The sequence below is a fragment of the Serratia sp. TSA_105.2 genome (assembly GCF_052692115.1).
The window spans coordinates 312032-334260 of sequence record NZ_JBQZFT010000001.1 but is presented as its reverse complement, the minus strand read 5'-3'; the positions used below and the strand labels follow the sequence as shown (position 1 = coordinate 334260).

General features: G+C 54.3%; 21 protein-coding genes. 13 read left to right on the top strand and 8 right to left on the bottom strand.

Annotated features, from left to right (window positions below; genetic code table 11):
• Positions 1 to 39 precede the first annotated feature (39 nt).
• The 8 genes from ACUTSC_RS01460 to ACUTSC_RS01425 are packed head-to-tail and all read right to left on the bottom strand — an operon-like array spanning position 40 to position 6521.
• Positions 40 to 303, bottom strand: coding sequence for a ParE family toxin-like protein (locus tag ACUTSC_RS01460; protein WP_043143926.1), 264 nt, complete (start codon positions 301 to 303; stop codon positions 40 to 42).
• Positions 300 to 929: a DUF2857 domain-containing protein gene (locus ACUTSC_RS01455; RefSeq protein WP_089181340.1), complete on the bottom strand. Its 630-nt coding sequence runs from the start codon at positions 927 to 929 to the stop codon at positions 300 to 302. The genes ACUTSC_RS01460 and ACUTSC_RS01455 overlap by 4 nt, the downstream gene beginning before the upstream one ends.
• Positions 922 to 1143, bottom strand: a complete 222-nt coding sequence (locus ACUTSC_RS01450; protein ID WP_043144034.1) for a hypothetical protein — start codon at positions 1141 to 1143, stop codon at positions 922 to 924. Before ACUTSC_RS01450 ends, ACUTSC_RS01455 begins: the two co-directional genes overlap by 8 nt.
• 34 nt (positions 1144 to 1177) lie before the next feature.
• Positions 1178 to 1861: a DUF2786 domain-containing protein gene (locus ACUTSC_RS01445; RefSeq protein ID WP_445653043.1), complete on the bottom strand. Its 684-nt coding sequence runs from the start codon at positions 1859 to 1861 to the stop codon at positions 1178 to 1180.
• Complete coding sequence (locus ACUTSC_RS01440) at positions 1861 to 3597, bottom strand: ParB family protein (protein ID WP_443003768.1); 1737 nt, start codon at positions 3595 to 3597, stop codon at positions 1861 to 1863. Before ACUTSC_RS01440 ends, ACUTSC_RS01445 begins: the two co-directional genes overlap by 1 nt.
• A 2-nt stretch (positions 3598 to 3599) precedes the next feature.
• Positions 3600 to 4949 (bottom strand): SPI-7-type island replicative DNA helicase, encoded by a 1350-nt coding sequence (gene dnaB-PI, locus ACUTSC_RS01435; protein ID WP_443003767.1) that lies wholly within the window; start codon positions 4947 to 4949, stop codon positions 3600 to 3602.
• Positions 4942 to 5607, bottom strand: coding sequence for a hypothetical protein (locus ACUTSC_RS01430; RefSeq protein ID WP_443003766.1), 666 nt, complete (start codon positions 5605 to 5607; stop codon positions 4942 to 4944). Before ACUTSC_RS01430 ends, dnaB-PI begins: the two co-directional genes overlap by 8 nt.
• A complete protein-coding gene (locus ACUTSC_RS01425; RefSeq protein ID WP_443003765.1) occupies positions 5604 to 6521 on the bottom strand; it encodes a ParA family protein in 918 nt (305 codons plus the stop codon). The genes ACUTSC_RS01430 and ACUTSC_RS01425 overlap by 4 nt, the downstream gene beginning before the upstream one ends.
• Positions 6522 to 7589: 1068 nt before the next feature.
• Between ACUTSC_RS01425 and ACUTSC_RS01420 the strand changes: the two genes are divergently transcribed.
• From ACUTSC_RS01420 to ACUTSC_RS01360, 13 genes are all read left to right on the top strand, one after another.
• Positions 7590 to 8072, top strand: a complete 483-nt coding sequence (locus tag ACUTSC_RS01420; protein ID WP_025304260.1) for an Hcp family type VI secretion system effector — start codon at positions 7590 to 7592, stop codon at positions 8070 to 8072.
• A 47-nt stretch (positions 8073 to 8119) separates the two neighbouring features.
• Positions 8120 to 8602 carry a type VI secretion system tube protein TssD gene (locus ACUTSC_RS01415; protein ID WP_197767465.1) on the top strand — a complete coding sequence of 161 codons (483 nt, stop codon included), beginning with the start codon at positions 8120 to 8122 and terminating at the stop codon, positions 8600 to 8602.
• A gap of 36 nt (positions 8603 to 8638) precedes the next feature.
• On the top strand, positions 8639 to 9499 hold the full coding sequence (locus ACUTSC_RS01410) for a hypothetical protein (RefSeq protein ID WP_439926707.1): 861 nt from the start codon (positions 8639 to 8641) through the stop codon (positions 9497 to 9499).
• 918 nt (positions 9500 to 10417) lie between these two features.
• A complete protein-coding gene (locus ACUTSC_RS01405) occupies positions 10418 to 11713 on the top strand; it encodes a SidA/IucD/PvdA family monooxygenase (protein WP_197767466.1) in 1296 nt (431 codons plus the stop codon).
• Positions 11714 to 11763: 50 nt separating this feature from the next.
• Positions 11764 to 12648, top strand: coding sequence for an ATP-grasp fold amidoligase family protein (locus ACUTSC_RS01400; RefSeq protein ID WP_197767467.1), 885 nt, complete (start codon positions 11764 to 11766; stop codon positions 12646 to 12648).
• 629 nt (positions 12649 to 13277) lie between these two features.
• Positions 13278 to 14192: an alpha/beta hydrolase-fold protein gene (locus tag ACUTSC_RS01395; RefSeq protein WP_197767468.1), complete on the top strand. Its 915-nt coding sequence runs from the start codon at positions 13278 to 13280 to the stop codon at positions 14190 to 14192.
• A gap of 427 nt (positions 14193 to 14619) precedes the next feature.
• Positions 14620 to 15030 (top strand): GNAT family N-acetyltransferase, encoded by a 411-nt coding sequence (locus ACUTSC_RS01390; RefSeq protein ID WP_063988696.1) that lies wholly within the window; start codon positions 14620 to 14622, stop codon positions 15028 to 15030.
• Positions 15031 to 15057: 27 nt separating this feature from the next.
• Entirely contained in the window at positions 15058 to 15747 is a 690-nt protein-coding gene (locus tag ACUTSC_RS01385; protein ID WP_033636032.1) for a helix-turn-helix transcriptional regulator, read from the top strand.
• Between the two features lie 20 nt (positions 15748 to 15767).
• Positions 15768 to 17069 carry a cytosine permease gene (locus ACUTSC_RS01380; RefSeq protein WP_197767469.1) on the top strand — a complete coding sequence of 434 codons (1302 nt, stop codon included), beginning with the start codon at positions 15768 to 15770 and terminating at the stop codon, positions 17067 to 17069.
• Between the two features lie 530 nt (positions 17070 to 17599).
• Entirely contained in the window at positions 17600 to 18214 is a 615-nt protein-coding gene (locus ACUTSC_RS01375; RefSeq protein WP_197767470.1) for a helix-turn-helix domain-containing protein, read from the top strand.
• Positions 18215 to 19111, top strand: a complete 897-nt coding sequence (locus ACUTSC_RS01370) for a queuosine precursor transporter (protein WP_004937338.1) — start codon at positions 18215 to 18217, stop codon at positions 19109 to 19111.
• Positions 19089 to 19928 (top strand): NADPH-dependent 7-cyano-7-deazaguanine reductase QueF, encoded by an 840-nt coding sequence (gene queF, locus ACUTSC_RS01365; RefSeq protein ID WP_197767607.1) that lies wholly within the window; start codon positions 19089 to 19091, stop codon positions 19926 to 19928. The genes ACUTSC_RS01370 and queF overlap by 23 nt, the downstream gene beginning before the upstream one ends.
• 124 nt (positions 19929 to 20052) lie before the next feature.
• Positions 20053 to 22200: a phosphocholine-specific phospholipase C gene (locus tag ACUTSC_RS01360; protein WP_445653042.1), complete on the top strand. Its 2148-nt coding sequence runs from the start codon at positions 20053 to 20055 to the stop codon at positions 22198 to 22200.
• Positions 22201 to 22229: the final 29 nt, after the last annotated feature.

The window sequence follows — 22229 nt, the reverse complement described above, 5'->3', positions numbered from 1 at the left end:
TCAGGCCTGTACCCGACATCAGGTACAGGGTCAGTGTCATCACTTCCACAGTTCGTTGTTGTAGCGTTCATGGGTCAACAGCTCCCAGTCATCACCACTGTTTCGGCTGAGCAGTCGCCAGCTGGTACCGATATCAATCTTCATCCAGGCACGCCCGGGGGCGTGCTTGCCTTTAACATGAAGGTGCTTGTAGTTACGTTCCCCGCGGCGGAAACGCCTGACCTGCTCCTTCGCCTTTCTCTGGCAGGATGGCGGTGCCGAACGGGGGACCTGCAAACCCGGCATTAACATCACAGGCTTCATGCCAGCCTCCTTGTATTTCCTCCCGGCGTAGCGCGTGGCGTACGCACGGCCTGAATGGCTTTTTTGGCGGCCGCCGTCTGAGGGGCATCAAAGCTGCGAACGGCATTCCAGACAGCCGTCAGAGAAACATCCATCTGTTCGGCGGCCAGCATCATGACGTCCAGTCCATCGGCACTGGAGGCGTCATCGATGTCGGCTTTTTGCCACTGGCGCCACAATGCCGCGTTCTCGTCGTCGCTGAGCGCTGCACAGCGCCCCTGGCGAATGTTGATACCGGTCATGCGTCGGCGGGCGGCAACTTCAACGGTCGAGAGGCCAAAATAGTGCTGCATCATTTCGATAGAGCCTCCCAACGCCAGTGCACGATCAATCCGCTGCATACGTTGCTGCTCACGGCGCGCATGTTGCAGCATCAGAGAAAAATTCTCGTGATGGATTTGGAAGGTCAGCACCGATACCGAGCTGTTCATCAGGTAATGCAGATCTTCAATGGTCAAACCGTGCAGCAGTTGCATTTCCTCCGTGGTCAGCCCCAGAGATTCACAGCGGCGGATATAGCCTGATTTAAGTTCCATCACGAGCTGAGTGAGCAGGCTGTTCGTCGCCTGAGACAAGCTATTACTCATAGTGAAGCCCCCCGATTTCTGAAAAATATCTCGAAAAAACAGCAAACAAGCATGCCAGCAACACCATGGAAACGAACAGGAATGGCAACGCTGAAATGAAGTTTTTGCCCTTGTCCTTAAACCACGTTCTGGGATCAGGAACGTTGCCCATACCTAGAAGCAGGAACCAAAAAACGAAGGTCTGCATTGTGAGAAGGTACAAATAAGGGTTCATGAGTTGCGTCCTCCCTGATAACCAATGCCAGTGTTCACAGCCCCCTGCCCCCCTGGTGTAAACGGGCGTTCTGGCCTGCTTCGTATCCACGTAAACGGGCAATATCATCACCGCGGCAGGTTTTCGGGGCGCGCGTTTGCAGCTCCCCCATCTTTTGGCTTTCCAGCCAGGCCCCCATCAGCTCGCATTCCTGTTCTGTCACGTTAAACGTCGTGATGACTCTGCGAACGCGGGCAACCCAACCGGCACGAAACTGCTCAGCCCGGGCACGCCGCGTGCTCATTTTCAGGCGCTTATTCTGGGTTTTCAGGTAGTCTGCAGTCGCATCTTTCAACTGCCGGCTCAGCACATCGAACGCATAAGCCGCAACGGCCGGCCGCTCACTAAAACCGTAGAACGTCACGTTGCGGCGCGGGCCCGACTCGCTATCCCGCCAGGAAAAATACAAACGGCATCCAAAGGCACGGGCAATCACCCACGCCAGGCCGGACATCCATTCAGGCAGTTTTTGTTTCGCTTCGGAAGGTGCTCCCCGGCTCGGTGCCGTCTGAATAGATGACAGGCTGGCTTCCAGCTCGCTGATACTGTATTTCTCCATCAGTTTTTGCGCCCGGGCTAACGCCAGTCCAGCCTCATGCGCATTACTGTTGCTGCGGGCCAGCTCAAGCAGTTTGCGCACCAGTTTCACCAGGCGCACCTGTCGTTGTGAATGGCTCATCAAGCTGTCTCCTCTGTTGCAGATAAGTCACGCTGCAGTTCACGCAGACGGCGTAAGACGCGAATAAGGCGCATCAATTTCACGGCATGAATATCGTCAAGCAACGGCCAGTCAGCAGCATTTTCCGACCCGATGAGGGCTTCATTGAGCGAGCTGGATGAGGCGCCGTCCGGGTTGTTGCCGGCAAGGGTCAGGAGTAACGCGGTGAAGCGAGAGGGACGTTCGGCAGTCAATGCGTAGCCGGCAGCCTGCAAGTCGGCTTTGTCGGCTTTGATTTCAGCCTCGCAGCCCGCCACTTCGGCCAGTTCGAATGCCAATCGGAAGGTGATCACCTGCAGGTGCTCGATATCATCCTGCAGGGCAGAAATAGCCCAAATGGAGGAGACCGGCTCAAGTCCTACCTCGGCAAAAGGCACCTCTCCAACAGGGGTTACACCTTGCTTTGGCTGTGTCACGGTATTGCTGTGAGGGGCTGTCGCCTCATGAGGGTCCGGCAGAGGGACTGTGGTATTCTCACTATCTAAAACCGTTTCAACGTCACCCGACAACACAGAAGGCGCACCGTATAAATCTGGCTGAGTTTCAACACGGCGTTCAGTTTGAGTTGCAGGCGTTTCCTCTTCCTGAGCGTTCTGTGATTCATCATCGGCATCTCTCGTTGATTCATGCAACGCGCTGTCCAGCACCAAAGAAGTGCCTTCTCCCTGTACTTCAGGTACCGTCGGTCCGCCGGTATTTCCCTGCTGCAGTGCTGGCGCCAGTTCGACAGTATTGCCTTCGCCTGACAGCTCAGGCGTTAATGCCGGCTCAGGCTCACCGAGGTGCTTGCGCCGGTTTTGCTCTTTGGGATCGAGCTCCAGTAGCCAGCGGTCATAATTGAGCAACGGGTGTGGCAACGCGTTGATGAGCGCACCAATCAACTCATCACGGAACATATCCAGCGAATAGTCCTCGGGCGAATCAAAATGGCTGCATACATCACCGAAAACGGTATCAAATGGCTGCTTTGGTTCTTGGGTAATACAGTGCTTCTGCCACGTGGTTTCTGCATGGGATCGCATAGCCAGCAACTGCAGAATTTGTGGACGTCCCAGGCCTGTCTCCAATAAGTGAGGCATATAGGGATACAGGTACTGCACCGCATCCTCCATTCGACTGATACTGGAATTATGGACGGGGTAACCTTGAGCGGTAAGAAGTGTCGAAAGTTCACGCAGTGAGACGGCTTTCCCCAACTCCGCTTCATATAAAGCCCGGGCCTGTCGAATGCCAAACGCTTTTTCAATGAAGCTCAGATCACCACGTACCTCATTCTCGGCAAGATGACCAATCACGCAGGATAATCGTCCTGGCCAGGGCTTGAATACACAAGAGAAGCGATAAAACCGTTCTTCTCCCGTTTCCTGCCAGAGCTCGGAAAGAATGGCATAACGCGTATTGCCTCCATCACTGAAAAAATACCCCAGCTCTGGACGTTCCGGATCACGAGTCACCTTCGGTACCGTATCGAGACCTCGAGCTAGAATTGATGACTTAATTTCCTCATATCTCGGATTACGCGAGGTTCGTGGGTTATCCGGATTCGGGTTCACTTCATCCAAGGTCAATACCAACGGCATTTCACTGACGGGTGTTTCCGCCAGCACAGGGGCTAAAGGTTGCGTGCCTGCTGCAGTCTTGCCCTGCTGGAGCAAAGCACTGTTCAGATCGAGGATCTTGGTTTTAGTACGCGCCATAGTTACGCCCTCCCCGAGTATTGGTCATACTGACCATCGTGGAAGTCACTGAACGCGGTGAATTGCCCTTCAAACTTGACGCGAACGGTGCCCGTTGCCCCCTGACGCTGCTTACCAATGATAATTTCTGCCGTGCCGGCATCCTCTGAGTCGGCGTAATAGACCTCATCACGGTAGATGAACGCGATCACATCGGCATCCTGCTCCAGCGCACCAGAGTCTCGCAGGTCACCATTAAAGGGACGTTTGTCAGCACGGCTTTCCAACTGTCGGTTCAGCTGAGATAGCGCAACAACGGGACAATCAAGTTCTTTGGCCAGCGCTTTCAGACTGCGGGAAATTTCTGAAATTTCCTGAGTGCGATTTTCCTGGCCAGGGCAACGCATCAGCTGCAGGTAATCGACCATGATTAAACCCGGATTACCATACAACCGGGTATAGCGCCGTGCCCTGGAGCGCAGCAGTGCGGGGGTCAAATACGATTCATCGTCAATAATCAGGCGGTTTTCCAATGGCAACAACCGCTCCATCGCTTTGGAAATACGCGCCCAATCTTCATCATCCAACTGGCCGCTGCGCAGCCTTGAAAGTTCAACCCGCCCGTCAACAGCAATCAGGCGTTGCAGCAACTGCTCGCGCGGCATTTCCAGACTAAAGAAGAATGCCGGTTTCTCCATGCCTCGAAGGGCGCCGGTGTAGGCGCTCAACGCAAAGGCGGTTTTACCCATCGACGGCCGTGCTGCAAGCAAAACCAAATCTCCCGGCTGCAAACCACACGTCATCACATCGAGCTCTGAGAAGCCGGTCGGGGTTCCTGTGATCCCATTACTGCCATTCACCGTCTCCAGATAGGTCACGACAGCATTCAGCCCATCGGTCAGGCTGACATTCTGCTGTGAGTGGGTTTGCTCAGAGAGCTGGAACAATTGCTGTTCAGCCCTTTCGGTCAGGGCGGCAGAATCTGCACGGGGATTGGCAGCATCAGCGCTCAATTCACGCCCGAGCTGCAACAGGCTACGCAGTCGACTGCGTTCAGCGACAATCCCGGCATAGGCGACAATATTGGCTGCGCTCGGTGTGTTTTTAGACAACTCCGCCAGATAGGCAAAACCGCCTACCTGTTCGAGTTCACCATTTTGTTCCAGTGATTCGTGGAGCGTAATCAGATCAATCGGCTGCTGAACAGCCATTAGGCGAGCCATGGCCTGGAAAATGCGACGATGTACCGCCAGATAAAAATCACGATCTCCAACTAATGGCAGAATGTCATCCCACCGCTCGTTATCCAGCATCAAGCCGCCGAGAACGGCCTGCTCGGCATCCGAAGAATAAGGAATATGCATATCAGCCATGACACACCTCCGATCCTTCACCGTCAGTTGTTAACGGGTGCTTAAGAAAAGTCGGACAGCATGAACATACCCCCATCCCGGTTTCACGATTGACCTTAAGCCAACTGCATGGCTTGCTGTTTTTATCCAGGCAAGCATGGCCATCTGTACAACCGAACCCTACGCAAGTTGCCTCTTTTAGGTGAGTATTCTCGGCATCGGCGCCACAGATGTGCTCAAGTACCGCGGCGGCCTCATACGGAGCCTCGGCCATTTCGTGAAGGCATTCAGCATCATAGAAGCTGGCAGCATGATTGGTTTTTGCCATCATCAACGCATGCATTTTCAGCATGCGGCGCAGCGCATTCTCCGTGGTTTCCAAATTACGGTTAAGCACATTGACGTAAGCCAGTAGCTGTGGTGCTGCAGCGGCCAGATAACCATTAGCCCGTTGCTCCTCAAGACTCACATCACGGCTCCCACCGTTATCCGACCAGTGTTCAAGCCCAAGTTTTTCCCAGTCTGGAACAATCGCGACATTAGGGATTTCCACATGCTCGAAGCCGTTGACATCCACGACAGTGACGCCATCGCTATAGAGTTCAAGAACCTGCCAGGGTGCAGGTGCGGCTAACTCGCGCTGTTCATTAAGAAAGGTCACTAGCTGTTCAATATTCATTGATTTGCCTCCTGACGCAGAACGTCAAAGTCGGCAACCCAGTGAGGGAACAACTCGCAGGCCAGCTCATACATCGTGTCCGCTGCAGCGAGCGTTGATGTGCGTGTGGTGGTTCTTTCGAGACGATGGACAGGTTGGCCGAAAGCATGCCCCATTTTGTAAATTTCCAGCTTGGGGATGATGGTGTCGAGAAGGGAGACGTCGAAGGTATCTGCACGCAGATATTGCCCGTTTGCGATAATGCCGCGCAGACTGTTCAGGGTCTGCCAATCCAGGTTAGTGTACTCCATGCAGTTGGTCAGGATACGGATACGGGGCAACGCAATGCCGTAGCTGGTCAGCGGCAATAATCCCTCCATCAACCCCAATGTGCCACGCAGAAACTCACGCGTATCCGGCAGTATAGGCTTGATAACCCCGACAGCGAATTCCGTACTGGCAACCAGGATCAGTTCGAGCATTACAGACGCCGCACCTTTGGAGTCAATGATGATGACGTCGTACTCGTTGAACAAAGGGTGCTGCAGAACATTCTTCAGCCGCATACGACCATCAGGGGCATGCAACATGGCAGAAGATAAACGGTCGTGGGGATCGTTGGAAACAATGATGTCCAGATTCGGGATAACAGAACGGGAGATGATTTGCTCGGGGTGATTGAGGTCGACAGTCTTCATCAACAGTTCATACAAACCGTTGGGGGCTTCATATTCCAGGGAGAAAATGCTGCTTGCGGTGGGTTGGGAGTGGTCACCATCTATGAGGAGAGTCTTTTTACCTGCATCAGCAAGGAAGCCGGCAAGGTTGGCACTTTGAGTGGATTTACCCTCGCCGCCTTTGGTTGAAACCATAGGCACAATTTGAGACTTAGTACTGTTAGAAACAGTAGTGGCTTTTGTGACGATATTTTCCATGTGTACACTCAAATAAAGTATTCGATGAGTACAAATTCGATGCAGAAACTAATTTCACACTGCGATAATTCAACTTGCTAGCGAAGAGAGGATTGAAAATCCCCGTGTCCTTGGTTCGATTCCGAGTCCGGGCACCATATTTAGAAGAACCCGCCTATGGCGGGTTTTCCGCTTTCTGGGGTACGGACTCTCCATCGAACTGCGTTCGATTATTCGGCCAGAGGCCTCACCCTACGGGCCAGCGCTGAAGCGCTGTTCAACGCGGCGCCAGCGCCGGTTGTCCGAGTCCGGTCGCCCTATTTAGAGAACCCGCCTATGGCGGGTTTTCCGCTTTCTGGGGTACGGACTCTCCATCGAACTGCGTTCGATTATTCGGCCAAAGGCCTCACCCTGCGGGCCAGCGCTGAAGCGCTGTTCAACGCGGCGCCAGCGCCGGTTGTCCGAGTCCAGTCGCCCTATTTAGAGAACCCGCCCAAAAGGCGGGTTTTTCGCTTTCTGGGGTACGGACTCTCCATCGAACTGCGTTCGATTATTCGGCCAGAGGCCTCACCCCACGGGCCAGCGCTGAAGCGCTGTTCAACGCGGCGCCAGCGCCGGTTGTCCGAGTCCGGTCGCCCTATTTAGAGAACCCGCCCAAAAGGCGGGTTTTTCGCTTTCTGGGGTACGGGCTCTCCATCGAACTGCGTTCGATTATTCGGCCAGAGGCCTCACCCTACGGGCCAGCGCTGAAGCGCCACCGCATCATCCGATAGGTGTGCAACTCCGCATTATAGCTGGACTCTCTCGAAAGCCCCCCCAATTCCCGACTATCCGGACGTCAACCGAGCACGCTCACATTCCGTGTTTATTGTGTGTTTTTATTGTCGAGCGGTGATGGGATACAGCTACGAATCAATAGCCATATCACTTTGTTAAATAAAAATATATTAGTAAAAATTAGGAACATTCCGAATAAAAACGACATTGCTGTTAATTCATTCATATAAGGCTATGCTGAATTTTACCCATTGATAAGACATTTTTAACCTATTCCGCTGCCAACGCGAAACAATGGAGGATCCGACGACAATGGCAATTGATATGTATATGAAAGTTGAAGGAATGACGGGCGAGTCCCAAGACAGCAATCATAAAGGATGGACCGACGTACTTTCGTTTAACTGGGGCGCTTCACAGCCAGGAAATATGGCTGTCGGCGGTGGCGGCGGCTCCGGAAAAGTGAATTATCAAGACCTCCGTATTCAAGCGCTTATCGACAAATCTACGCCCGCTATTCTCAAATATTGTTCCAGTGGAAAACATGTCGCGAAAATAGAGCTTTCCGTATGCAAAGCGGGCGGCAACCAGGTGGAGTATTCCAAAATCGTTCTCGAAGACGTGCTGGTGACGCAAACCGATTTTAACGGTGTAGGTCAAAATGATGCGATCGTGGTTGATTACGCCTTCCAGGCGTCAAAAGTCACCATGAGTTACTGGGAACAAGGCAGCAGCGGCACTAAAGGCGCGGAAAGCAAATCTGGTTGGGATATCAAGCAGAATAAAGAGAGCTGAGCGCATTCGGGCACCTAACAATACGTTAATGATCGGGTGATAAAATCATGGCAATGGATATGTTTTTAAAAGTTGAAGGCATTAATGGTGAATCGAAAAATGCGAATCACAAGCAATGGATCGATGTCTTCTCCTTTAACTGGGGCGCGCGGCAGCCTGGCAATATGGCCGTTGGCGGCGGCGGCGGTACAGGTAAAGTGAACTTTCGCGATCTGACCGTACACGCTCTGATAGATAAAGCGACACCTGCCTTATTGAAATACTGCTCGGCGGGTAAACATCTCGCCAAGGTACAGTTGTCTCTTTGCAAAGCCGGTGGGCAGGAAGTGGAGTATACCCGCATTACCTTGGAAGATGTATTGGTGACTCATACCGACTTCATCGGTGTCGAGCACGGTTCCACGCTAGGCATTGAATACTCTTTTCAGGCCGGTAAAGTGTCGATGGAATACTGGGAGCAAGCGAAGCAAGGCAGTAAAGGGGCTTCGGTGCAGATGGGCTGGGACATTAAGCAAAATAAAGAAAGCTAATCACATTACGGTGCATATCGTAATGACGGGGGCATTATGGCATTTCCTAAGTCACATGAAATTTTAGCTCTGACATCGCAACACGAATCGAATAATCGGGTGTCAGCCAACTTTTTGACCCGTGAGATTTTGAATGAGGCGCTGATCCTCGTCAGGTCTCTGTCACCAGAAGAAGTCTTTCGATTGACAAAAACGGAGACCGGCCAGATCGCGTTTACGCTGGGTGAACTCAAAGATGAAAACAACCGCCGGTTGACAGCCAATAATATTGAGTCAGGACAACGACCAGGCGGCAGAATTAATCACCTGGATAACCGAATTAATGTCTCCTTTCCCGGAACCTCATGGCAAATGGGAGCCCGTGTCCAGCATTTTGAGAATATCGCGTCGAGTACCGTAGGCGGAGCCGGACTGGTTTTGATCGCGGGATTATGGACAGGGGCAGGTTCTGGCGTTGGCAGCATTTTAGGCAGAAATGCCGCCCAGCTCGCTGTAGTGACAGGCACTTATTTAGGTAAACGCTTCGTGACCAATAAAACCATGGTCGTGAATCAGATGGCGGCACATATCAAAAACCTTGCCGATATGTTTAACTCTACCCACAATGCCTTTAATGATTTCAAGTTTGAAAGCGCAGCCAAACGCGCACAATACAGCCCCGATCCTCAGGCAGAGCACCCTATTACTTTTGAACAAAAAGTCACGGATAACAATGCCGTTCCTGCCAACTATACCGATGCCATTCAGGCCATCGTGCGCCGTTTTGTAACGGGAACCTACCAACGTGTCGATATCGTCGGCCAGGGCGATATGTTTATAAAAGTCTTTTTCAGCGATGGGGAACTGGACATTTCGCAAGCCCAGTATGATTACCTCAGCAATTTGAAGCTCCCGTGATTGATCAATCTGGCAGGTCTTCACGCTTGTGGCACAACGATTGTTCATTCTATCCAAGGTGCAAAAATGCCCCGGGCTGACCAAGAGATTTTTATTGTCGGTAAGAATGGCCAATGACGATGACAAGCCAGATTGCCGGATCGGATTCAATCGTTCGCCACCGCGGCCAGGTTTTTCACACTCGGCTCGAGCAAGCGCCCTCTCCGGCCAGCTTTTGTCCGGCATTAATTAAACGAACCCTAAACCCGATAGTTAACGCGAGCCATTCGCGCCCACAGCGTGATGTAACTCGGGGTAAAATCTTACCGTTCGGGGCGGCAATAAGAGGAGATAAAGGCACAGAGCTGTGCGGAGCACCTTAGTGAACGAACGTGATACGTCGCAACAAGTAACACATTGAATTAAATGATAAAAAACAATTCATAACGCGCAGATTTCATAATTTCACTTTCGATTTCATCTTTGCAAAAAGCGCCCTGCTTCTAATATCACGTTATTTCACCTTCCCAGAGCCTATTTTAGGGCTATTCTATGCGACGAATACCTGATCCTGGCAATGCAATGGCATATAGACCTGAAAAGCAGATAAGAACTCACACGGTGGGCATCTTCCAGGACGCCCGTTTTCATGGCGCGAGAAATCAGGCATGTCAGATTTTTACTTAGGACTATTCATTAAAAACACACGAAAATTTTTATAGGTATTTTCATGGAAAGAAATACGCCCGTAGCCTTTACCTGATGTGCTATCGAATTCTAAACGGGCATTTAAAAATGCGGTATTTTTGGCCCACACGCCTTTTAATTACATTTAATTAACGAAGCCTACTTATAAGAAAAAGGCAGCCTGGTTGCTATAAGCCACCCTATTTGCAGCCGTATTTCTGGGTATTATTCTCATTATACTGGAGCTTATTAATGAATCAGCGTTTGGATATCATCGGTATTGGCCTTGGCCCGTCGAATCTTAGCCTGGCGGCCTTAGGAAGTGAAATAGAGGGGTTTACAGGGCAATTCCTGGAGCGCAACCCCCATTTCTCCTGGCACCCAGGGATGATCCTGGCAGATTGCAGCATGCAGACCAACTTTTTGAAAGACTTGGTGAGCGCGGTTGCCCCCACCAATCGCTACAGTTTTCTCAACTATCTGGTAAAAAACAGAAAGTTCTATCGTTTTCTGACGACGGAGCAGCGCACCGCATCGCGTGAAGAGTTCGCCGATTACCTCTCCTGGGCCGCCGGCGGGATGGGATCGCTGGCTTTCAATCAAGACGTTCAGCGGGTCGAATTTGACGATCGGCAGCGCCAGTTCGTGGTGACCACCTCGAATAAGGTCTTCCACGCCAAACACGTCAGCATGGGTATAGGCAAGAAAATAAAGTTGCCGGATTGCGTGACGGCACAAAGCGATCGCTGTTTCCACGCCAGCGAAATGATGCTGCGCAACCCCGATTTGACCGGCAAACGCGTGGCGATCGTCGGCGGCGGCCAGAGCGGCGCAGACTTGTTCCTGAATATTTTTAAAGGGGAATGGGGGCAGCCGGAGCAGCTCGACTGGATATCGCGCCGCAACAATTACAACGCGCTCGATGAAGCGGCCTTTGCCAACGAATACTTCACGCCCGATTACGTCGAGAGCTTTTACTCGCTGGATAGCGCGGCCAAGCGGCATATGCTGGCCGAACAGAAGATGACCTCAGACGGCATCACCAGTGAGTCGCTGCTGGCGATTTATCGCGCCATGTACCACCGCTTCGACGTCCTGCGCGAGAAATTATGGGTGCGCCTGCTGCCCAGCCGTTCGCTGACGGCCGTGAAACACACGCTGGATAACGCCTACCAACTCGAAACGCGTCATCATCTCGATCACGGGGAAGAAGCCTTCAAGGCGGACGTGGTGATCTTCGCCACCGGTTACCAATCGGCGACGCCAGAGTTCCTTGAGCCTTTGGCCCACCGTTTGCTGACCACTGCGGATGGCGACTACCGCATCGCCCCAGACTTTACCTTTGAGTGGGAAGGCCCGGCAGAGAACTGCTTATTCGCCATGAACGCCAGTATGCACAATCACGGCATCGCCGATCCGCAGTTGAGCCTGATGGCATGGCGATCGGCCCGCATTCTTAATCGGGCGTTAGACCACAAGCCATTTGATCTGGGAACCACGCCGACGGCCATTCAATGGCGCAGTGAAAGCGTGCCACACGCGTTTTAAATACAAGAACGTCTTAATCATTGTCACTACGCTTTGATGGAATTACGTATATGAAAAGACAAGTCATTAAATTTATTGTAAAGCAGCTGGCCGTATTGGCCCCCGAATTCAAGGCCAGATTGCTCTACAAAAAAGCATTTGGCAAACCGTTAAACTTGCAGGCGCCATCCACCTGGAATGAAAAGATCAATCACCTGAAGTTGAATGGCTATAGCCACAATGCATTAGTGAAGCAGTGCGCAGATAAATATGCGGTAAGAGAGTACATCAAAGATCAAGGGTGCGAAGAGATCCTTAATGAATTGTACTTTGCCTGTGATTCAGTAAACGATATTCCGTGGGACGCATTGCCGGATAAGTTTGTGATCAAAGGGAATCACGGTTCCGGGTATAACCTGATTTGCCAGAATAAAAAATTGCTTAATATCACGAGCGCCAAAAAATTGATCGATGGCTGGATGAAAGACGATTATTGGAAAACCTATGTAGAGCTCAACTACAAAGGGATACAAAAAAAGATCATTGGGGAGAAATATATCGAATCGGCCAATGGTCACGGGCCTGAAGACTATAAAATCTATTGTTTCCGCGGTGTGCCTTACTGCACGTTACTGTGTGTCGGCAGAGATACCGGGTCGCCGAAGTATTACTTCTTTGACAAAGATTTCAAGTTTCTGTGCTACAGCGATGACTGCCTGGCCTTGAGCCAGGAAGAAATAGACGCCTTCGTGAAGCCAGAAGGCTACGATGAGCTGTTTGAGTACGCCTCACGCTTGTCCGCGCCCTTCGAGTTTGTTCGCGTTGATTTCTACATCTCCAAAGGCCAGATCATTTTCGGCGAGCTGACCTTTACCCCTTCCGCCGGGCTGGATACGGATATCCTGCCGCCGACCGATGTCTTGCTTGGCGAGATGTTGACGTTGCAACAGCACTGATTTTCACCTGGCCCCACGGTGAAGATTGGCCGCGCCTGAGGAAAAATACCGGCCGGTACGTTTGCCGCCCGCCAGTCGGTATTGCCTTGAGGGTTATCGTGCCGAAGCTCTCGCCTGTTCTGCCGCCGTGACGGCAACATCCCTGACCGCCCTTGGCTGCCCTGCCCGCAACCGACCCAGGGGCAATACCTCAGCCAGGTCGCATAACCATTTGAAAAACAATGATATTGGGCTATTAATAAGAATCACTTACATATTTATAATAAAATGTTCTATATGTATAGGAAGCTATAATATAAGATACAGGAAAGTTTCCCTGGTGTTGTTGTGTGTCTTTGCCCTATTTTATAGGGCTTTTTTTGCCAAAAATCGTTGATAACCGTGATTTTTTACCTGCCTTCGCTATTCTCCGCTCCATAAAAACCATAACCATTTCTAATTAATTGTAATCTCTCTTATTCATGACTTACCAATAATAACAATGAGTTGCTATTAACCCGGCAAAGTAACTGGCAGTCCTCTTCCGGGTTTTGGCAGCCTTTCGTGGCCGGAATGTCCGCCCTAAAGGTAGGTTTTTGCCGGACGCGAACGGATGCTACTATCGGCCTTTTTCGAGGATGTTGATCCGCATGTTCTTGTCCAACCGGCATTTTATCTCCGCGCTTCTGGCACTCGCCATCGGCCTTTGGCTGCCGGGCTCCGCACTGGCCAGGCCCGATTTGGAACGCAAGATCGGCACTACCGTAGCCGATAGCGATTCTGCGGATTACCGTTTCAGCGATCTGCGCTTCACCTCCGCCGATGGCCAACGGCATTACCGCGTTCGCATCGCCCAGCCGCGTCGGGCGCCTGCGCCTGGCGGCTATCCAACGGTTTATTTCCTCGACGGCAATGCGGTACTGATGGAGTTAAACGCCGCCTTACTGGCCAAATTGGCCGCGGCGAAGCGGCCGCCGGTGCTGATAATGATCGGCTATGACAACGATCTGCGCATCGATGCCGCCGGCCGCGCCTACGACTATACGCTCCCTCTGCCGGCAGACATGAAGAAACCGCCGCGAGCCAGCGGAGGCGCGGATGCGTTCCTGCAATTGATTGAAACTCGGATCAAACCCGCGATTGCCGCCAAACTGGCGGTCGATCCGCAGCGGCAAACGCTGTGGGGCCACTCCTATGGCGGGCTCTTCGTTCTGCACACATTGTTCACCCATCCCACTACCTTCCAGCGCTACATCGCCGTAGAACCCTCGCTGTGGTGGGGCAACGGCATGATCTTGCAAGAAGCGCAGCAGTTGACGGAACGACGTGCGGTGCCGGAGACAAGGTTACAACTGTGGGTTGGCCTGGCGGAACGCGATCGCGCGGCCCCGCCCGGCGTGAAGAGCCCCATTCTGCCGGCAAACGCGGCGCATTTGCTGGCCGAACAGCTGACGCAGCTCGGCGGTCTCACCGTCGGCTATCGGGAATGGCCCGCCTTGGGGCACGGCGCCATGCTGGGCGCGGCCATCGAGCCGGCGCTAAGCAGCGTCATCGCAGAGGACTGAATCCGCGGATCAGAAGGTGTCGGCCACATTTTCATCTGCGGCGCATATCTTCTGCCAAGAAGAGTGTTTACTATCTGAGACGGAGAATGACGGCCGCGGGTGGGCGCGCCAAAAAACAAAGTGGCTCCCCCGTCGGCAAGTGAGCTTGCTCTATCCGGTGGAGCCATACAGTACTGCAGTTTTCCCGGTGGGGCCCTGGTGAGGCGCAAGTAGGAAAAGATGGTGTAAGCAGGGCATTTCAGCGTTTTAATACCGCCTGTTTCACTATTTTCTTCTCCCTGTGACGCCTACTATAAGCGCCCGCTCACCGGGTGGAAAAGGGTGAAAACCACCCTTGAAATACATTAACGAAAGTGATATTAGAAGCGGTTGGGGCAAAAGCGCCTAGTTCAGTTTTGAATAATTAAATCAGGGAATTATATTAAAAATGAATATTAATATCACCGACAAACCCAACCCGCAGGATGAAGAGTTCGTTATCGACAGCCTTTGGGCGCACAATCACAAAACCCAGCCTGTAGACATTCACCCGCTGTTCCTGACCGTCACCGACGACAATCAGCAGATCGTCGGTGGCCTGGTCGCACGCACCTGGTGGGGCGGTCTGGAAGTGCAGTATCTATGGGTTGGCGATCAATGCCGCAAATGCGGATACGGCCGCCAATTGATGGAGTTGGCCGAAGAAGAAGCCCGCAAGCGCGGTTGCCATATGGCCTATGTCGATACCTTCGATTTCCAGGCCAGAGGCTTCTACGAAAAACTGGGCTACCGGGTCTACGGCGAGCTGGGCGACTATGCGCATCGCCACACCCGCCATTACCTGGCTAAAAGCCTGTAACGCGGCCTGAGCGGCACTGAGGTGGGTATGGGTTCATCGCATAAAAATAATGAATCTTATTTTAAGGGCCTCATCACCATGATGGAGCACCTGAGCGAACCCTGGGGCATCAAAGACCAACTGTCCCGCCACCTCTATATGAACCGCGCCGCTTATCTCTATACCAATACGCCGCTGAATTTCGACGTCGCCGGCAAATATGACCACGAGTTCCCCGCCGACTGGGCCGACTCCGCCGCCGACTTTATCGAACATGACAAGATGACCGAAGCGGCACGCGATCGGGTCACGGTCATAGAAACGCACTACTGGTACGGCAAAGACAGCCTGACGCCGTTTATCAGCGAAAAACTGCCGGTGTACAACGATGACAAACAGGTGATTGGCGTGATCTGGAACGCCAAGCCGATGAACAGCCTGTCGCCGCTGAAATACATCAATCAGCAAAAACCCAGCGTGTTGACCACCGAAGTCAATAACGAGCTGTTCACCCGTGCCGAACTCGATGTCATTTTTCTTATGCTGCAACGATTTACAGTGAAAGAGATCGCCAAAATCTATAACGTCAGCAATAAGACCATCGAAAACCGCATTTATAACATTTATCAGAAGGCCAACGTGCATACTCAGCAGCAATTTGAGGAGTACTGCAAATACGCCAACCTGGATAACTACATTCCCGATCGCCTGATAACCAAAGGCATTCAGTTTATTTGAACCGCAAGGAAGATCTCACCGTGATAAAGATCGAAGATTATCCGCTCACCCGGGTGCCGCAGGATAAACGAGTTTCGTTTTTAAGCGTGGCCATCGTGCATATGGGCATGCTGACCGCGCTGGACCAGTTCATGCTCGGCGCCGTGCTCGGCAACTCCATGACGCTGATTGACGCCTTCACCGCCATTTTCGTCGGCAGCCTGATCTTCGGCGTAGTGACCTACGGCCTGGGGCTGGCGGGCATGCGCGAAGGGATTTCCGGCAGCCTGCTGGCGCGCTGGTGCGGCTTCGGCCGTCTGGGGTCGGTGCTGATCGGCGTGGTGGTGGCCGTCAGCCTGCTGGGTTGGTTCGGCATTCAGAACGCCATTTTCGCCAAGTCGCTCGACTTCGCGCTCGGCAATAAGCTGGGCTTCGGCCTGGCCGCCGGGCTCTCGGGCACGCTGCTGACCATCCTGGTGGCGTTCGGCTTCAAAGCGCTGCGCATCGCCGCCCGTATCGCGGTGCCGATGTTCATCATGCTGGTGGCCTATATATCGGTGACCGCACTGACCGGGCATAACCTGCAGGAGATCATCCAGCTGGCGCCGCCGGGTGAACCGCTGACCATCAGCGCCGGCATCACCATCGTCGTCGGCGGCGCCATCGTGGCCAGCCTGATGACGCCCGACCTGACCCGTTACTCCAAAAACGGCAAGCACGTGCTCGGCGTCACGATCTTCACCATCATCGCCGGCGAGTTCGTGGTGAACGGCCTGGCGATCCTGATCGCCAAAACCCTGGGCACTGCAGACGTGGTCACCATCATGTCGCAAGCAGCCGGCGGTGCCGGTTTGCTGGTGGTGGTGTTCTCTACCCTGCGCGTCAACGATCTCAACCTGTATTCCTCTTCGCTGGGCATCGTCAACGCGGTGGAAGGCATCACCGGCAAAAAGCTGAAGTACACCTACACCACGTTGGTGATCGGTATTCTGGGCACCACGCTGTCGGTGCTGGGCATTCTTGACCGCTTTGTCGACTTCCTGACGGTGCTTGGCGTGGTCTTCCCGCCGATTATCGGCATCATGCTGGTGGACTATTATCTGCTGCGCAGCCACCGCAAGATCCTGGACGAGAGCCGCCGTACCGGCCAGCTGCCAAACGAGACGCCAACCATCGGCTGGGCGGCGATCGTCGCCAGCATCGCCGGCGGCGCCGTTGGCCTGTCGACCGAATGGGGCGTGCCGACCATCAATTCCCTGATAGCCGCCAGCCTGCTGTATTGGGTGCTTAAACTGGCCTTCAGCCGGGCGCAAAAACCGCTGGCCTCGCAGAAGTCGCTCTGATTTTCGCGCACGCGTTAATGCACTCCTCCGGTGACGGGGGAGTGTTTTATGCTCGAGAAAGGTGGGCGTAACGGAAAAGGATGGGCCGATCGCGCAGACAAACGGCCGTGGTAGTTAGGGTCCCTGGTGTCGGTAGCAAGCTATCCATTATGCTCAGAGCGTGGCAACGCCCCCTCTGGGCTTTTTATTATAAAAATTGTTGGCTTCCGTGTTTTTATCATAAAGAAAAACTTCAGCTTGCATGAACAGTAGCCCATGAAATCGGCTTAGGTCAACATAAAAGTAAACACAAAACCGGCTTTTGTGTTCACTTTTCCATAAGCAAAACCTAATCAATTGATTTACACGGCTTTATCTTTCGTGCAGAGAAGGTAGGGCTCCCCGCTGATATCACTACGCTAAACGGCTGACAAGAAACAATAATTACCGCCAATAATCAGCCTGTTACCTACTCCTCAGCGCCTTTTTATCTGGACAACGCCAATGCGTAGGATATAGTGAAGTCTGCGTAATGTTTGTAAGGACAGCCAATGAAAACCACCAACGCACAGCGCAAAATCAACATCATTAAAAATATTGAATATCTGATGCGTACACGCGGTGAAACCAAGGCTTCCTTTTCCAATCGCAGCGGCCTGACGCGCACGACTCTCTACAAAATTCTTGACGGAAGAGTGAACAACGTTCAGCAATCCACCGTGAATCGGATCTCCGATTTCTTCGGTGTCTCCTGTGAAGAGATCGAAGATTACGATCTGGAAAAGCTGGAGCTGCTCAACGAAACGCTGTCCACCGAAGGCAACAAGAACCCTTCCGCCATTCCGGTGATCCCGCAGTCGCGCTATCTGGCCGTCTCGCAGCGCAAGGTCGGGCAACTGGTCACCGAGTTTCCTCTGACTTATTTCTTCGGCGATGAGTCGAACATGTTGGCAATGAAAATAGAGACCGAAATTAAAGGGTCATTTATTCCCGGCGAAGTCATCATCATCAAACGCCCGCCGGTACTGATTTGCGATTCGCCTTTGCTGTATCACTCGGGAAAAAGTGGCTTCTTTGTGGTTGACGACAAAGACAGCGAAAGCATGGACAAACGCCCTCAGGACACCGTGCAATTCCTGGGTTACATCGTTGGAGAAAGGTTATAAATGGAACCGAATCAGAAGTTCAAGCTGTTGGGCTTCACCCGGCATGGCACCATCGCGGCCAATGTCATGGTCTTGGCCACCGGCAAAACCATTACCATGGGGCTGAATGAGCTGGCCGACAGCGAAATATCAGAAGATCTCAGCCGGCACGAGCTGCAGGCGCTGTACCGCAAACTCTATGGCGACAACCAACAAAAAACCGCCTACGAGCTCAGCGATCGCCACGAACGCTCCTGGTACGCCTACCTGATTATTACCGTGGCGCTCAGCGTGATTTATATTTTCTCAACGCTGTGCGGCGTCAAACCGATCCAAATCCCGGTGCTGAATCTCATCACGCCGCCGGCGATCTTCATCTACCCGCTCACGTTCATTCTGGTGGATATCCTCAACGAATTCTATGGTTTACGGCTGGCCAGGCGCACCATCATCATCTCGTTTATCGCCAACCTGACCTTCGTCCTGGGAGTTTGGGTAACGACGCTGGTGCCAAGCATTCCGCAATGGGAGTACAGCGAGACCTACAACGGCATCGTGCACAGCATCATGGCGGTGCTGGTGGCCTCGTCGGCGGCCTATCTGATCTCCGAGAACGTCAACTCCTACCTGCTCTGCAAAATCAAAGAGTTGACCAACTCCCGCTACCTGTTTGTGCGCGTGATCACCAGCACCGTAGTGGCGTCGGCCATCGACAGCGTGGTGTTCTGTACGCTGGCGTTCTACAACGTGCTGAGCTGGGACATCATCAAAACCATGATCCTGTCGCAGTTCCTGATCAAGGTGGTTTACGCCCTGCTGGGCGTCGGGCCGATCTACGCCACCCGCAGTCTGTTTAATCGCTACATCAATACCGAACAAGCAAAAGGCAATGAATATGCATATCCAAAAGCAAGATAAAATCACCCATCTTGGCGCCAACTCCGATTATCCGGATCAATATGCTCCCGCATTGCTCGAAGCCTTGCCGCGTGCGCGCGGCCGCGATCTGATCGGCGTGGACGAGCGGCAGCTGCCGTTCAACGGCTTTGATCTGTGGACCGCCTTCGAGCTGTCCTGGCTCAACGCCAAGGGCAAGCCGGTGGTGGGCATCGGCGAATTTACCTTCCCGCACTCCTCGTCGAACCTGATCGAGTCCAAATCGTTCAAGCTGTATCTCAACAGCTTCAACCAAACGCGCTTTGACAGCGTGGAACAGGTGAGCGCCGCCATGCAGAAAGATCTGTCGCAGGCGGCCAACGGCCAGGTCACCGTCAAGCTCTATCCGGGGCTGGAAGGTTACCCGGCGCAGATCGACCGCCTGCCGGGCATCAACATCGACGATCTGGATATCGCGGTCGACGACTTCGCCTTCAAACCGGAATACCTGAACGGCGCGGCCGAGAGAGGGGAACCGGTGTCGGAGACGCTGTCCTCCAATCTGCTGAAATCCAACTGCCTGGTCACCAACCAGCCGGACTGGGGCAGCGTGGTGATCCGCTATGAAGGCCGCAAAATCGATCGTGAAAGCCTGCTGCGCTACCTGATCTCCTTCCGCCAGCACAACGAATTCCACGAGCAGTGCGTCGAGCGCATTTTCAACGACATCAAGCAGAGCTGCCGCCCGGAAAAACTCAGCGTGTTCGCGCGCTACACCCGCCGCGGCGGCCTGGACATCAACCCCTTCCGCAGCGATTTCGAAACGGCGCCGGCGCTCGGCCGCCTGATCAGACAGTAAGCGTTATCCCCGCAGTGCTCCCGCCAGGGAGCATTGTTTCCCTCGCTTTCATCTCCCTGTTATTTTTCGCCATTATCGTCGTCAGCGGCTATCTTCAAAGCACACTGACGGAGATTAACGACGCATGCCTGACCTTTCACGCAGAGACATCCTGCGGGCTGCCGCCATCGGATCGGCGTTCTCGCTGTTGCCCGCCTCGATTCGCAAAGCGCTGGCCATTCCCGCCAACAACCGCACCGGCACCCTGCGCGACGTCGAACACGTGGTGATCCTGATGCAGGAGAACCGCTCTTTCGACCACTATTTCGGCACTCTGCCGGGCGTGCGCGGCTTCAGCGATCGCTTTACCATTCCATTGCCCGGCGGTCGCCATGTCTGGCAGCAGCAGGGCGCCGAACGGCTGGTGCTGCCCTACCACCTGGACAGCAAACGCGGCAACGCCCAGCGCGTCACCGGCACGCCGCATTCGTGGGTGGATGAGCAGGCCGCCTGGGATCACGGCCGCATGAGCGCCTGGCCCACCTACAAAACGCCAGCCTCGATGGGCTACTACCGCCAGCAGGAGCTGCCGTTCCAGTTCGCGCTGGCCAACGCCTTTACCCTGTGTGACGCCTATCACTGCGCTATTCACGCCGGCACCAACACCAACCGACTGTTCCACTGGACCGGCACCAACGGCCCGTCCGCCGCCGACGTGGCGGTGGTGGTCAACGAATGGGACAGCCCCGGCCCGGCGGAGCTCGGCTACCAGTGGACAACCTATCCGGAACGGCTGGAGGCGAGCGGCGTCAGTTGGAAGGTGTATCAATTCCTGCCGGACAACTTTACCGACAACCCGCTGGCGGGTTTTCGTCAATACCGCGCCGCCAGCATTCAGGTGGGCAACCCGGCGCGGCCGCCGAAAGACTTCAACGCTTTCGTGCCCTATCGCGAGGCGCTCAACGAGGCCGCGCCGCTGTACAAAGGCAACGGCAACACCCTGCCGGCCGCCGACGGCAACGATCTGGATGCCATGCTGGCCGGATTCCGCTCCGACGTACAGCAGGGCAAACTGCCGCAGGTCAGCTGGATCATCGCGCCGGCGGCCTATTCGGAACACCCCGATCCCTCCAGCCCGGTGCAGGGCGGCTGGTTCACCCAAGAGATCCTCAACGCGCTGACCGACAACCCGGAGGTGTGGAGTAAAACCGTCCTGCTGGTCAACTACGACGAAAACGACGGCTTTTTTGACCATATGCCTTCGCCTTCCGCACCGTCGCTGCGCGAAGACGGCAGCTTCGCCGGTAAATCGACGGTGCCGTTCGACACCGAGATCTTCCAGCACGTGGCGCCGCCCGGTTCGCAGGATCAACCGCCGCCGGACGGCCGCATCTACGGCCCCGGCCCACGGGTGCCGATGCTGGTGCTGTCGCCCTGGAGCCGCGGCGGCTGGGTCAATTCGCAGGTTTTCGATCACACCTCGGTGCTGCAATTCCTGGAAAAGCGCTTTCAGGTGCATGAACCCAACATCAGCGCCTGGCGCCGCGCGGTATGTGGCGATCTCACCTCGGCGTTCAACTTTGTCGCTCCTAACGGCGAAGCGCTGCCGAGCCTGCCCGCCACCAATCGCCACGCCGCCGACGGCCTGCGCCAGCGCCAGGAACAGCTGCCGCAGGTGCCGCTGCCGCCCCCCACCCACCAGCGTTTGCCGCACCAACGCCGCCTGGCGCGCCCTTCCCGCGCGTTGCCCTACCAGCTGCACGTCGAAGCCACCGTCGCAGCCGAGCAGCGTCGCGTGACGCTGAACCTGTTCAATACCGGCGAGCAGGGAGCGGTGTTTCACGTCTACGATCGCCGGGACCTCACGCAGATCCCGCGCCGCTATACCGTCGAGGCCGGCAAGGCGGTCAGCGATGACTGGCAGATGGAGGATGAGTACCATCTGTGGTTGCTCGGCCCCAACGGCTTTCATCGCGAGCTGCGCGGCGCCCTGAGCCGGCCGCAGCCGGAGGTGCGTCTGCGCCCGACGGGCCGCAGCCTGCTGCTGCAGTTGAATAATCCGGGCACCGAAGCGATAGCGGTCACCCTCGAACGCTGCCCTTACACGCAGCAAGGCCCGTGGCCTATCACGCTGCCTGCGGGGGACAGTCACCAACAGAGGTTTGACGCCCGCGCCAGCGGCGGTTGGTATGACCTTACGCTGCAAGGCCCGGGAGGTTGGCTGCGCCGCCTGGCGGGCCGGTTGGAGGATGGCGCGCACAGCGTCAGCGACCCGCTGATGGGCCTGGGATAATCTATCGGCATCAAGGGAGTTCAAAAAGC